The sequence below is a fragment of the Alteromonas gilva genome, from assembly GCF_028595265.1.
Taxonomy (GTDB): Bacteria; Pseudomonadota; Gammaproteobacteria; order Enterobacterales; family Alteromonadaceae; genus Alteromonas; species Alteromonas gilva.
Genome location: NZ_JAQQXP010000001.1, coordinates 555,264 through 568,703 on the forward strand (window position 1 = coordinate 555,264; position 13,440 = coordinate 568,703).

Below are 13,440 nucleotides of genomic sequence, written 5' to 3' on the forward strand. Positions count from 1 at the left end.
ATGGTGAGTGACTAATAATAGATCAGTCACGGGTGACAGGTGTTAGCCAAAGTGCACAGAAGATAGCAGGGTTTGTGAGTGGTTGCGGGGTCTCGACGGGCCGCTTTGACGGCAACCGGAGGTTAATTAAACCGTGCGCCGGGTTGCTGACTTAACGCCTTTAGGCCGGCAGTTAACAGGCTTGTCTGCAAGACATACAGAGGGTTGCAAAAATGCACTGCATTGATAAACAGAGCCTAGGTACAAAAATCAAAATATGCTACACTTCGCGCCCATTTTAACCCCATAACAGAGAAGATAGCACCTTGAATGCCACAGAAGTCCGTGCCGCGTTAACGTTAGCCATTGTATACGTTTTAAGAATGCTGGGGTTATTTATGGTCATGCCGGTACTGGCTGTGGCAGCGACCGGCTTTGACGACTATTCTGTGCTGCTGGTAGGCGTGGCCATTGGTGGCTATGGTTTAACTCAGGCGGCGCTGCAAATTCCTATGGGGATGCTGTCGGATAAATGGGGCCGAAAACCGGTTATCCTGCTGGGCTTGTCGGTGTTTGCCCTGGGCAGCATTGTGGCGGCGCTGGCCGACTCCATGTGGTGGTTGGTAGCAGGGCGAATTCTGCAGGGCGCTGGCGCCATTGCCGGTGCCATTATGGCGCTTGCCACCGACGTTAGCCGCGAACAACAGCGGGCCAAAGTCATGGCTATTATTGGCATTGCCATTGGCTTTTCATTTTACATTGCGGTGGTACTTGGCCCGCTCATAGCCAATGCCTGGGGGTTAGCCGGCATTTTTTGGGTGACCGGTATTCTGGCTGTTACCTGCCTGCCACTGGTGAAGTGGGCAGTTCCTGATAGCCCGCAGCGCGTAAATGCCGATACGCTGCCACGTTTGGAGCAGGTCTGGCAGCTGTTTACGTCAGCTGATTTATGGCGTTTAAACGTAAGCGTAATGCTATTGCACATGATGATCACGCTGCTATTTGTGCAACTGCCGGTTACACTGGTTGCACTTGATATACCGCTGAGCAGCCATTGGACGCTCTATCTCCCGGTGTTACTCATTTCGGTGGCCTTGTTGGCGCTTATGATGCGCAGCAGCCGTGGCCGGACACCCCGGGCTATGCTACTGGCTGCGGTGGTAATGCTGGGCACGGCGTTTGCTGTGTTTCCTGTTGCCACCAACAATTGGTGGCTACTGGCCGCTGGTGTACTTATCTTTTTTACCGGTTTTAATTATCTGGAAGCAAATTTTCCGGCGCTATTGTCGAGTATTGCCCCGGCCGGTCAAAAAGGCACGGCAATGGGCATTTATGCCAGTTTTCAGTTCTTTGGCGCCTTTCTTGGTGGCGTGCTTTCGGGGGCAGTGACAAAGCAAATGGGGCCAGCCGCCGCCTACTACAGTGGGGTTGTGATTGCGCTGTTGTGGTGTCTCATTGTGGCCGGCATTCGCTGTGACATTAAGTTAAAGCGGGTGGTGCTCAATGTGGCCGAAATTGATGAGCCCGATAGCGGGCAATTAGACCAGGTGGCTCAACAAAAAGGCGTGGTGGAACTTGCATACGATGCACAGCAAGGTCAGCTCTACCTGAAAGTAAACAGTGAGTTTGACGAGCTGCAAACCCGCGCCCTGATAAAGCACTGGTAGGGCTTAAAAGCGGCATTAAAAAGCCCGCACAACAGCGCATTGTGCGAGCGATATCACTTAGCTTACCGACACAGGCTCGACATGAAAGGTGCCCACCTCGGCATTAACCACTTCAACCTCGGCACCCGCTTCGATGCGTTGATTGCTGAGGACATTCCAGGTGATCCCCGAATGTTTATATTTACCCGGCGCCGCCGGTCCAACGCTTTCAGCCAGGCGAAAGCGCAGTCCGGTGAAGTCACCGGCTACTGACTTTTTTTCTACCTGTTGTTGCATGGTTTTGAGTGGTTTATATAACACCAACGCCGCGAGAGCGGTAAACAGCGCACAGCTATAAAACGCATTCAGATAGGTAGGTTCCAACAGGTTGAGGTAAAACACCAACGCCGTAACCAATGCCGCAATACCAACAAAAAACAGAACAAAAGTGGCAAAGCCAAGCACCGCAACTTCAATGATTAATAACAGCAACCCGGTCACGACTAAAGCGGTGGTGATATTGTCGTTAATCCATTCCATATGCGTTACTCTTTGTTCATTTTATTGATGATTGCCATGGCTTGTGTCACCAGGCTGGCCGCGTCGGTGGCGTTATCGGGTAACAACACAATAGACGACTCTTTGGCAATGGCTTGCTTGGCTTCGATAGCTTTAGTAGCCAAATCCAGCTGAATGGCTTTTTGACCTTTTTCGGTATCGGCTGCTTCACCAATTTTGCGCAGCGCTTCAGCCTGCGCTTCGGCGACAGCCAGAATAGCCTTTGCCTCACCCTCGGCGCGCAGCACCTGCTCTTCTTTATCGGCCTGAGCAGCCAGTACCACTGACTGCTTGGCACCCTCGGCACGGTTAATAGCCGCCTGACGGTCGCCTTCGGATTCGAGGATTTGCGCCCGCTTAACCCGCTCCGCCTTCATCTGTGCTTCCATGGCCTCCATGACCGAGTTAGGCGGCACGATGTCTTTTATTTCGTAGCGCAATACCTGAATACCCCAGGGGCCACTGGCATCATTAATCGAAGTAACAATATTGGTATTTAACTGATCGCGTTCTTCAAAGGTTTTATCCAGCTCCATTTTACCCAGTTCTGAACGCATGGTCGTCTGGGCCAGCTGGGTGACAGCGAATACGTAGTTGTCTACACCGTATGTGGCCTTATAAGGATCAAGTACCCGAAAATACAAGACACCGTCGACATGCAATGAAATATTATCTTTGGTAATCGCGCTTTGTTCAGGCACATCCACGGCTTGCTCTTTTAAGGAGCGATCGGCGGCAACCCGATCAATAAAGGGCACAATAAAATTTAGGCCGGCTTCTTTCGTTGACTGAAACTTTCCAAACCGCTCTATGAGGTAAGCGCGGTTCTGCGGTACAAATTTGATTGAAGATTTGATTATTATCACCACCAAAATCAGAATAAATAACTCTGGGGTGAGGATATAGTCGAACAGTATTTCCATGGCTAAGGCCCTCTTATTGTTGTGGCGGCGTCACAACGAAATCAATCACCGCTTCAAAAGTATACCCCTGATTTTTAATAAAGGAACAGATTTCAGCATACTGGCAACCGCCGCGGTACATCGCGTTATTTAAAGTGTAAACAGGTGGGGGTAGCCACAGTGTCGCATGGCTCATTGCGAGTAGATTCGATATACTCAACGATAATCGATTGTGGATGCAGATATGCAGCAGCGTTATCAGCACATCACCGGCTTGTTTACCCAAGGCGATAACGTGTGATTTGCTGCCAGCCGGACCAGGCAATATACCGGTAACGGATGAGTCGCCGGGCACCTGAGTCCCGCCGGGGCTGGCCATTTTGTTGCACTTCATTTGCAATAAGGTCAAAATTTAACGGGTCAGTAAAAAAAGTAATTGCGTCGTCATATTCTTTAACGAATACTCCTTTAGCATTTAGACTTTGCATTCGTGGTGTTACCGACAAGCGCTCCTGATGAGAATATGAAGCTTTTAAGTGGATGCATAGTGTCGCGTTTACCCCGGCAAAAAAGGGGAACATGTCCCAATGCATCACTGACGGTGACAGTTATCGACGGTTGTAACCAGTATTTATGACCCAATAACTCATAAAAGTGGCGGTTTATTGCCGCCAAATGAAAGGGTTGTTAAATATTGGTTTACAAAATTGGTTTTTTTTAACTTTCCGGTTGTGTTTCACTGCCGCTTCGCCGTATCATTTATATTATAATAGTAACAAAGGGTCTTAACACTCATGTCAGCAACAACAAAAGTCTCAGCCAACGCCATCCGCATGTTAGCGGTAGAAGCTGTACAAAAAGCCAAATCAGGCCACCCAGGTGCGCCAATGGGTATGGCTGATATTGCTACAGTACTGTGGCAACAATTCCTGCAACATAATCCGGCCAACCCTGACTGGGCAAACCGCGACCGCTTCGTGCTGTCTAACGGACACGGATCCATGCTGCAGTATGCACTCTTGCACCTAAGTGGTTACGACCTGCCAATTGAAGAACTAAAGCAGTTCCGTCAGTTGCACTCTAAAACTCCGGGTCACCCGGAATACGGTTATACACCGGGCGTTGAAACCACGACCGGCCCTCTGGGCGCTGGTATCGCGAATGCAGTGGGTATGGCAATTGCCGAGAAAACGCTGGCCGCCCAGTTTAACCGCGACAACTTTGATATTGTTGATCACTTTACTTACTGCTTCCTGGGTGATGGCTGTCTGATGGAAGGCATCTCGCATGAAGCCTGTTCATTAGCCGGTACACTGAAACTGGGCAAACTGATCGCGTTCTGGGATGACAATGGCATTTCTATCGATGGCGAAGTAGAAGGCTGGTTTACCGATAACACGCCAGCGCGCTTTGAGGCGTATAACTGGCACGTGATCAAAGACGTTGACGGTCACGACGAAGCCGCTCTGCAAGCCGCTATCAAAGAAGCGCAGTCAGTCACTGACAAGCCTACCCTGATTTGCTGTAAAACCATTATTGGGTTTGGTTCGCCAAATAAATCGGGCAGCCACGACTGCCACGGTGCGCCGCTTGGTGATGATGAAATCGCTGAAGTACGTAAAGAACTGGGTTGGTCTCATGCAGCCTTTGAAATTCCTGATGAGGTTTATGCACAATGGGATGCCAAAGAAAAAGGCACTGCGGCGCAAACCCAGTGGGAAGCTAAGTTCGCTGAATATGCGGCGGCGTACCCTGAGTTGGCAAAAGAGTTTGAACGTCGGGTCATTAAGCAGGAACTGCCTGCTGATCTGAACGAAAAGGCCGATACCTTTATTCGCCAGTGTCAGGCGGATATGGCTGACATCGCGACGCGTAAAGCATCACAAAATGCCATTGGCTTCTTTGCCGGGCAGTTACCTGAAATTATTGGTGGCTCGGCAGATCTCGCCGGTTCAAACCTGACTTTATGGCCAGATGCCAAAGGTATTCAGGAAGATGCTGCCGGTAACTACGTATTCTACGGCGTGCGTGAGTTTGGTATGAGCGCCATTATGAACGGTATTGCGCTGCATGGCGGTTTTGTACCCTTTGGTGCCACCTTCCTGATGTTTATGGAATACGCCCGTAACGCGGTACGCATGTCGGCGCTGATGAAAGCCAAATCAATCTTTGTCTATACCCATGACTCGATTGGTCAGGGTGAAGACGGCCCGACTCACCAACCTATTGAGCAACTTGCTAACCTGCGTTTAACGCCTAATCTGACTACATGGCGCCCTTGCGACGCGGTAGAGGCAGCCGAGGCATGGCGTCAGGCATTAATTAAGCAAGAAGGCCCAACGGCGCTGGTATTTACCCGTCAGGGCACTAAAGCCCAGGCGCGTAGCGAAAGCCAGGTGGCCGACGTGGCAAAAGGCGGCTATGTATTAAAAGATTGTGCTGGTACACCAAGCATCATCCTTATTGCTACCGGTTCTGAAGTTGGCCTGGCCATGGATGCAGCAGCCAAGATGGCGGATGCCGGAACTGCGGTTCGTGTTGTTTCTATGCCAAGTACTGAGCAGTTTGACGCCCAAGAGGTATCTTACAAGCAATCAGTATTGCCTGCCGGTGTGCCAAAACTGGCTATCGAAGCGGCGCACACTGACTTCTGGTACAAGTATGTAGGTCTTGAAGGTGATGTTGTAGGTATGCAAACCTTTGGTGAATCTGCACCAGGTGGCGTATTGCTTGATCACTTCGGCTTTAATGTTGATAACGTGGTTGCTAAGGCATCAGCGTTACTGGCATAAATTAATGCAAGGGCAGGTTTAACCTGCTTATTGTTTATAAAAAACGGTGCTCTTCAGCACCGTTTTTTGTTTTCCGGATTAACATTTGTCAATCGTGCCGTGACGATCCGGCAACATTCACTCACCGGCCATTCCGGCCACACTGCCTCATCCTGATAGGGATAAACAACCAATCGGGTTTTGTAAAAGCTTCATGGCGTTTGCAAATGTCACCTGTACACTGCTTTCCTACGCTGGCATTGAATTCAAATAAAGCATATAAAAACAATACTTTACGCATTTTTTGATGATGGTTTGGTAATTGCAGTATCTCCCGGGTACGAGATGCAAGTGTGCGTGAGTAAATGCTTGTCACGCATTCAGAAAAGGAGATGTCACTATGACTAACACGCAAAACCTTAACAACAAAAGAATCGCTATTCTGGCCACTAACGGCTTTGAGCAAAGTGAATTAGTCCAACCAAAAAAAATGCTCACCGCACAGGGCGCTGAGGTTGATATTTTGTCTATCGACGATCAAGGTGAAATCACTGGTTGGGACACCGATAACTGGGGTGACAAAGTCAAAGTTGATGCGCAGGTGTCAACGGCTGAGCCGGGCGATTACGATGCTTTAGTGTTGCCGGGCGGGCAAATTAATCCGGATATTCTGCGCGCTAATAAAGAGGCGGTAAGCTTTATTCAGCAGGCGCATGCTGCGCCGCGAATCAAAGCAATCGGGGCCATTTGCCACGGCCCCTGGTTGTTCGTTGAGTCGGGGCTGGCCAATGACAGCCGTGTTACCTCTTACCCCAGCATTAAAACTGATCTGACAAACGCAGGTGCCCACTGGCAGGATAAAGAAGTGGTGCAGGATGGCAAGCTTGTGACCAGCCGCAATCCGGATGATATTCCTGCCTTTGTTGCGAAAATCAGCGAACTCGTGGCGTAGTATTAACCACACAGAATCAGGAGTACCAATGAGCAAACAACAAACCAACGACGCAAAAGTCATTGTGATCACCGGCGCATCCAGTGGTATTGGTAAAGCAACGGCTGAGCGCTTAGTAAAAGAGGGTTACAAGGTAGCCCTGCTGGCCCGCAGTGAGGACAAACTGACCGAGCTGGTTGGACAGCTTGGTGATGACAGAGCTTACGCCGTTACAACCGATGTGAGCGACTATGACGGGCTTAGCGACGCGTTTAAGAAAATCGCTGACCATTACGGTCGCGTTGATGGCGTATTTGCTAATGCGGGGACAGGCGCTAAAAAGGCTGGCATCGAAAATGGTGACGTCGACGACTGGCAGAACATGCTTGGTGCGAACGTGAATGGCCTGCTGTACACGGCGAAAGCGAGTCTGCCGCTACTCAAAGAGCGTCAGGGTCACTTTCTGCTGACCAGTTCGGTAGCTGGCCGGATAGCGCTGAAAGGTTCGGTATACGGTGCCAGTAAGTGGTTTGCCTATGGATTTGGCCAGAACCTCGCGGAAGAAATGCGTGAGTGGGGCGGCAAATGCACGACCATTTGCCCGGGCATGGTCAATACGCCTTTTTTTGACGAACCCAAAGAGGACAAACTTGCCCCTGAAGACATTGCTGACGCCGTACTTTATGCGCTGTCGAGTAGCAAGACCGCCTGCGTCAGGGAAGTCTATGTGATGCCAAATGATTGAATGCATGGGAATAGAATCGACGAGCCAGATCACTGCTATTCAGCGCCAAAGGGTTACTGGTAAAAGTAAGCAGTAATAGTAAGGTGCTTTTTTATTTGCAGTGACTTTTTGTATAACGCTGAAGTCAGACTTATTGTGCAGTGGAGATGATATGACAAGAAAGAGTGACGGGCATCTACAGGTACGTGGTGCCCGCGTGCACAATCTCAAAGATTTAAGTGTTGATATCCCCAGAAATAAAATAGTGGCGTTTACCGGAGTGTCTGGCTCCGGCAAATCATCGTTGGCATTTGCCACCCTTTACGCTGAAGCCCAGCATCGCTACTTAGATTCCGTTTCACCTTATGCCCGCCGGTTAATCGATCAAATCGAAAAGCCTGACGTAGACAGCATTGAAGGCTTGCCGCCAGCAGTTGGACTCCATCAGCATCGGGGCGCTCCTTCCATTCGGTCGACAGTGGGGAGCATTACCACCATTTTTAACAGTTTACGTATGCTTTATTCCCGAGCTGGCGATTACCCCCCAGGGCAAAGCATTATTTACGCAGATGGCTTTTCAACCAACACGGTAGAAGGGGCCTGTGAGCAATGCCATGGTATTGGTTCTGTATTCGATGTTACCGAAGACAAACTAGTGCCCGATACCCGACTGACTATCAGAGAGGGAGCCGTTTCTGCATGGCCGGGAGCCTGGCAAGGTAAAAATTTAGTCAGAGTATTATTGTCACTAGACATCGACGTAGACATACCCTGGCAGGATTTGACTCAATCCACTCGCGAATGGATTTTGTTCACAGATGACACACCACAAGTACCGGTTTACAGAAATTACAATCTGGCTCAAACGCGAAAAGCCAAAGAGGAAGAAGAGCCCGGAAGTTATAAAGGCAAATTTGTAAGTGCGAGGCGCCATGTGCTGGAGACGTTCAAAACGTCTCAAAAAGAAAAGGCAAAACAACGGGTAGCTCAGTATCTTAATGTTACAGTGTGCCCAGAGTGTGAGGGTAAAAAGCTCAAAAAGAATGCACTTTCCGTTAAGCTCTGCGGACTAGATATCAGCGCTTTTTCCCGCCTGTCATTAACAGATGTTGTTGCGCGACTTAACGTATTACTTGATTCGGTCGCGCAGCAAACTGACGAACGTGCGGTTGTTATTCGCAACATTGCCAATGATATCGTTACCCGTATTGCACCTATCATTGCGCTCGGACTCGGCTATCTTTCACTGGAGCGAAGCACTACTACACTTTCGGCTGGTGAATTACAGCGGTTGCGACTGGCTACCCAGCTAAAATCAAAATTATTTGGTGTCGTGTATATTATGGACGAGCCGTCGGCCGGCCTTCACCCTCATGATATTAATGCGCTGCTCACCGCCTTTGATAATCTTGTTGAAGCGGGTAATACCGTTTTTGTTGTAGAGCATAATTTGCGCGTTATACGGCATGCTGACTGGGTTGTAGATATAGGTCCGGATGCTGGAACAAAGGGTGGCGAATTAGTTTTTAGCGGGCCTGCAGAGCAGTTGCAAGAAGCTTCGGGGTCCATCACCTCCCGCTATCTTTTCGAGCAAACCCCGCCACTTAAGCAGCACAATCGCGCTCCTCAGGGATGGCTTTCTCTCAAAGCGATACATAAAAACAATCTAGATGGTCTCGACTGCGATTTTCCAATGGGCACGATTACTACCGTTACCGGCATATCCGGGTCCGGCAAGTCCAGTTTAGTAAGTCATGCACTGGTGGAATTAGTCAAAGATGCGATTGGTACAAGCAAAGAAGATAAAACCGATATCACCGAAGCGACGTTATTAGAAAGTAACGAAGAAAAGCCCGTAGGTGGCTATATTGCCAGTGGTATGGAAAGGATAAAGCGTTTGGTCGTGGTCAATCAGGCGCCGATTGGTCGAACACCGCGCTCAAATTTAGCGACCTACACGGGGCTGTTTGACCATGTTCGAAAACTATTTGCCTCCACATCACGAGCCCGGCAGCGAGGTTACGATGCGGGGCGCTTTTCGTTTAATGTCGCAAAAGGAAGATGCGCTAACTGCGAAGGAATGGGATTTGTATCGGTAGAGCTGTTGTTTATGCCCAGTGTTTATTCCCCTTGCTCTGTATGCCAGACGAAGCGATACAACGAAGAGACGCTGGCGGTAAAATGGCAGGGGCTTTCCATTGCTGATGTTTTAGCACTGAGCGTTGACCAAGCCCGTGAAGTTTTTGCCAACGAAGCGGCTGTGTGTCGGGCGCTGGATGTGCTGATAAAAGTGGGGTTGGGCTATTTACGGCTAGGGCAACCGGCGACCGAGTTGTCTGGTGGAGAAGCGCAACGAATAAAGCTGGCTACCGAACTAAAGCGCGCCGAAAAAAAGAACACGCTTTATGTACTGGATGAACCCACCACCGGCCTGCATCCTGCAGATATCAGTTTACTGATGGAGCACCTTAATACGCTGGTGGAAGAGGGATCCAGTGTGGTTATGGTAGAACATAATATGCAGGTTGCAGCGGCCAGCGATTATATTATTGATATAGGCCCCGATGCTGGTGAAGCAGGCGGAAAAATAGTTGCTCAAGGCACGCCAGCTCAGGTGGCACGTTGCGTGAACAGTAAAACTGCTCCCTTCATTGCTTGAGGCGACTAAGACTAGCGGCTCTCTGTGTTAACAAACCCTGCACGCCACAAAGTTGCTTAAGGCATGACCACTCTTGCGGTACGTTTTACAAATCTGTATTGAACAACCTGCTATAAAATGTGAGCGCTTTACAGCGCTGGTGGGCGCACCAACGCTGAATTATACACAGGCTAACCGCCAGCTAAATTGGGCTGGCCGTTTGAGGCGCTTAAGCCACCGTCAACCGGAATAATCGCACCATTGACAAAGCGTGCGTCGTCGCTGGCTAAAAAGGCAATGACCGATGCCACCTCGCTCGGCCTGGCAGCACGGCCCATCGGCAGACGCTGCTTAAACGCCGCCATTACGTCGGGGTTGTTGATGACGTCGGCGGCCATGTCGGTATCGGTGAGGCTGGGCGCGACAGCGTTAATACGCACGCCTTGTGGCCCTAAGTCCAGCGCCATCGCGCGGGTGAAATTAGATACGGCACCCTTGGAAGCGTTGTAACAAAAGCCATTCCAGTCACCGCCAATGCCGGAAACAGAAGAAATATTGACGATGCTACCTTTGGATTCGCGCAAATAAGGCAGCGCGGCTTTGGTCATTAAAAACACGCTGCGAACATTAATGTTCATTTGTTGATCCCAATCTTCAACGCTAAAGCCGTCGATGGGCTCAAATGCTGCAATGGCCGCATTGTTAACTAATAAATCAAGTTGCCCGAACTGTGTTATGGTATGTTCTATCAGTGCGGCAACGTCATTTTCTTTTGACACATCGCCGGTCTTAACTGACGCCGTGCCACTGGCCATTTGGCTGGCAGTGTGTTCGAGTTTATTTTCGGTTCTGCCATTGAGTACCACCCGATATCCACGCTGACTGAGTAATAGTGCGGTGGCCGCACCAATCCCAGAGCCTGCGCCGGTAACGATGGCAACTTTTTGCTGTTCAGACATAGTGACTCCTGTAAGTTCGTTGTACCGGTTACTAAACCCGGTATAGATTGATTCCTGCCCGGATAGTTACGTCTCGTTATGATACCCGGTTCATGTAAAGTGTTGAAAGTACGACAGGTTGCAATGCGCTACGTGCGCTGGTCATTGTTGTCTTGCACGTTGATGAAAGTAAAAGGCATCCGGGTTATGTATGATTTACCTGTTCGGCGGGTAGCTGTCAGGACAGGCAACGCCAGGCATAATTCATGCGCGTTGTGCCACCATAACTAACCTGCGTTCATAACGAAAGGTGCCTGTATTATAAACCGGCCCTGGCGTAATACCTATTGAGGTTTTATTGCTTAACTGCTGTATTCAGGACGCAAACCACAGCCTTCTGGCGCGCGATTGCGACCCCTACACTGATGCACATCAATATAATGTATGTGTAAACAGGGTAGAGTTGTCGCATAAACTGAGCTTAATTGCGGATAGTTTGTGGTCAAATTCAACACAGTACACCCTCAGGGCCAGGCTGAATCGATATTGTCTGAGTCTACTTCAATTGCGCGTTCACGGAGGAAAGATCATGTCCATTTCTGTTGAAACACTTGCTAAGTACGGTATTACTGATGTTACCGACATTGTTTATAACCCCAGTTACCAACAGCTGTTTTTAGAGGAGACACGCGGCGACCTGCGTGGCTTTGAACGCGGTGTGGTTACCGAATCGGGGGCCGTGGCGGTGAGTACCGGCGTGTTTACCGGCCGTTCCCCTAAAGACAAGTACATCGTGTTCGATGACGTAAGTAAAGAGCACCTGTGGTGGGATAGTAGCGCCGCCCATAACGACAATAAGCCTGTGTCGCCAGAGGTATGGCAGGATCTAAAAGCCTTGGTGAGCAAGCAGTTATCGGCTAAACGTTTGTTCGTGGTCGATACGTTTTGCGGCGCCAATGAAAATACCAGAATGAAAGTGCGCTTTGTTGTTGAAGTTGCCTGGCAGGCGCATTTCGTAAAGAACATGTTTATCCGGCCTACTGAGCAAGAGCTGGCTGAATATGGCGAGCCCGATTTTGTTGTGCTTAATGGCTCCAAAACCAGCAACCCCAGGTGGCAGGAACAGGGCTTAAACTCAGAAGTGTTTACCGTATTTAACATGACCGAAAAAATGCAGATCATTGGTGGTACCTGGTATGGCGGCGAAATGAAAAAAGGCATGTTCGCCATGATGAACTACTATTTGCCCCTTAAACATATGGCGGCCATGCATTGCTCGGCCAATATGGGGGACGATGGCGACGTTGCCATTTTCTTTGGCTTGTCAGGCACCGGTAAAACCACCTTGTCGACCGATTCTAAACGGCGCCTTATCGGTGATGATGAACATGGCTGGGACGAACAGGGTATCTTCAACTTTGAAGGGGGATGCTATGCGAAAACCATTGATCTTGATCCCGACAGTGAACCGGATATATACAAGGCTATCCGTCGCGATGCATTGCTTGAGAACGTGACAGTGGATGACAACGGCGTGGTGGATTACTCTGATCACTCCGTGACAGAAAACACCCGCGTATCGTACCCGATTTATCATATCGATAATATTGTTAAGCCGGTATCGCGCGGTGGTCATGCCAGCAAAGTGATATTTTTAACCGCTGATGCCTTTGGGGTGTTACCGCCCGTCGCCAAACTCGACCCGGCACAAACCCAGTATCATTTTTTATCCGGATTTACCGCTAAACTGGCCGGTACAGAGCGCGGCATTACCGAGCCAACGCCAACGTTTTCTGCTTGCTTTGGCAAAGCCTTTTTAACCCTGCACCCGGTTAAATATGGTGAAGAGTTAGTCGCTAAAATGGCCGCCGCCGGAGCCACTGCGTATCTGGTGAATACTGGCTGGAATGGCACCGGTAAGCGCATTTCCATTAAAGACACCCGTGCCATCATCGACCGTATTCTGGATGGCTCAATAGAACAGGCTAAGTGCCATACCCTGCCAATTTTTAACCTGAGTGTGCCCACAGCCTTACCCGGTGTTGACAGTGGCATTCTCGATCCACGGGACACCTACAGTGACCGCGCAGAATGGACACAAAAAGCCACTAAGCTGGCGGGCCTGTTCATTGAAAATTTTGCTAAATTCACCGGTACGGAACAAGGCAAGGCGCTGGTTAAAGCCGGGCCCCGGCTTTAACTGCCCAAAGCGCAGTGGGGGGAGCTACTGACTCAATGTAGGTGTTGTTCAATCTCGTAAAGACAATACATAAAATGGTAAACATTTTCTCGCGGCTATCAATGTTAACCTTATGTGAATTTTCGTTTGTCGGGAAATACTTTTGCGCAGCGT

General features: G+C 49.7%; 10 protein-coding genes. 6 read left to right on the plus strand and 4 right to left on the minus strand.

Annotated elements, in window-relative coordinates; all coding sequences use genetic code 11:
- The first annotated feature begins 305 nt into the window (after positions 1–305).
- On the plus strand, positions 306–1,646 hold the full coding sequence (locus tag OIK42_RS02595; RefSeq protein ID WP_273638129.1) for an MFS transporter: 1,341 nt from the start codon (positions 306–308) through the stop codon (positions 1,644–1,646).
- A gap of 57 nt (positions 1,647–1,703) precedes the next feature.
- On the opposite strand, the gene OIK42_RS02600 is transcribed toward OIK42_RS02595, so the two are convergent.
- Genes OIK42_RS02600 through OIK42_RS02610 form a run of 3 tightly spaced genes read right to left on the minus strand, consistent with a single transcriptional unit; the run spans position 1,704 to position 3,464 of the window.
- Entirely contained in the window at positions 1,704–2,165 is a 462-nt protein-coding gene (locus OIK42_RS02600) for an NfeD family protein (protein WP_273638131.1), read from the minus strand.
- 5 nt (positions 2,166–2,170) lie between these two features.
- Positions 2,171–3,106: an SPFH domain-containing protein gene (locus OIK42_RS02605; protein WP_273638133.1), complete on the minus strand. Its 936-nt coding sequence runs from the start codon at positions 3,104–3,106 to the stop codon at positions 2,171–2,173.
- Between the two features lie 13 nt (positions 3,107–3,119).
- Positions 3,120–3,464: a hypothetical protein gene (locus OIK42_RS02610; protein WP_273638134.1), complete on the minus strand. Its 345-nt coding sequence runs from the start codon at positions 3,462–3,464 to the stop codon at positions 3,120–3,122.
- 415 nt (positions 3,465–3,879) lie between these two features.
- On the opposite strand from OIK42_RS02610, the gene tkt reads away from it, so the two are divergent.
- From tkt to OIK42_RS02630, 4 genes are all read left to right on the plus strand, one after another.
- Positions 3,880–5,877 (plus strand): transketolase, encoded by a 1,998-nt coding sequence (tkt, locus tag OIK42_RS02615; RefSeq protein WP_273638135.1) that lies wholly within the window; start codon positions 3,880–3,882, stop codon positions 5,875–5,877.
- A gap of 379 nt (positions 5,878–6,256) precedes the next feature.
- The gene (locus OIK42_RS02620) at positions 6,257–6,808 is read left to right on the plus strand and encodes a type 1 glutamine amidotransferase domain-containing protein (RefSeq protein ID WP_273638137.1); all 552 of its coding nucleotides are present in this window, start codon (positions 6,257–6,259) and stop codon (positions 6,806–6,808) included.
- 28 nt (positions 6,809–6,836) lie between these two features.
- Positions 6,837–7,532, plus strand: coding sequence for an SDR family oxidoreductase (locus OIK42_RS02625; RefSeq protein ID WP_273638139.1), 696 nt, complete (start codon positions 6,837–6,839; stop codon positions 7,530–7,532).
- A 151-nt stretch (positions 7,533–7,683) separates the two neighbouring features.
- A complete protein-coding gene (locus OIK42_RS02630; RefSeq protein WP_273638141.1) occupies positions 7,684–10,170 on the plus strand; it encodes an excinuclease ABC subunit UvrA in 2,487 nt (828 codons plus the stop codon).
- Between the two features lie 170 nt (positions 10,171–10,340).
- Here the strand turns inward: OIK42_RS02630 and budC are convergent, their stop codons facing one another.
- On the minus strand, positions 10,341–11,108 hold the full coding sequence (gene budC, locus OIK42_RS02635; protein ID WP_273638142.1) for a meso-2,3-butanediol dehydrogenase: 768 nt from the start codon (positions 11,106–11,108) through the stop codon (positions 10,341–10,343).
- Between the two features lie 568 nt (positions 11,109–11,676).
- On the opposite strand from budC, the gene pckA reads away from it, so the two are divergent.
- Entirely contained in the window at positions 11,677–13,287 is a 1,611-nt protein-coding gene (gene pckA, locus OIK42_RS02640; RefSeq protein WP_273638144.1) for a phosphoenolpyruvate carboxykinase (ATP), read from the plus strand.
- Positions 13,288–13,440 lie beyond the last annotated feature (153 nt).

Coding starts and splice junctions, on each gene's coding strand:
- budC (WP_273638142.1), bottom strand. CDS start 11,108: ATGTCTGAACAGCAAAAAGTTGCCATCGTTACCGGCGCAGGCTCTGGG.
- OIK42_RS02610 (WP_273638134.1), bottom strand. CDS start 3,464: ATGGCCAGCCCCGGCGGGACTCAGGTGCCCGGCGACTCATCCGTTACC.
- OIK42_RS02630 (WP_273638141.1), top strand. CDS start 7,684: ATGACAAGAAAGAGTGACGGGCATCTACAGGTACGTGGTGCCCGCGTG.
- OIK42_RS02600 (WP_273638131.1), bottom strand. CDS start 2,165: ATGGAATGGATTAACGACAATATCACCACCGCTTTAGTCGTGACCGGG.
- pckA (WP_273638144.1), top strand. CDS start 11,677: ATGTCCATTTCTGTTGAAACACTTGCTAAGTACGGTATTACTGATGTT.
- OIK42_RS02620 (WP_273638137.1), top strand. CDS start 6,257: ATGACTAACACGCAAAACCTTAACAACAAAAGAATCGCTATTCTGGCC.
- OIK42_RS02605 (WP_273638133.1), bottom strand. CDS start 3,106: ATGGAAATACTGTTCGACTATATCCTCACCCCAGAGTTATTTATTCTG.
- OIK42_RS02625 (WP_273638139.1), top strand. CDS start 6,837: ATGAGCAAACAACAAACCAACGACGCAAAAGTCATTGTGATCACCGGC.
- tkt (WP_273638135.1), top strand. CDS start 3,880: ATGTCAGCAACAACAAAAGTCTCAGCCAACGCCATCCGCATGTTAGCG.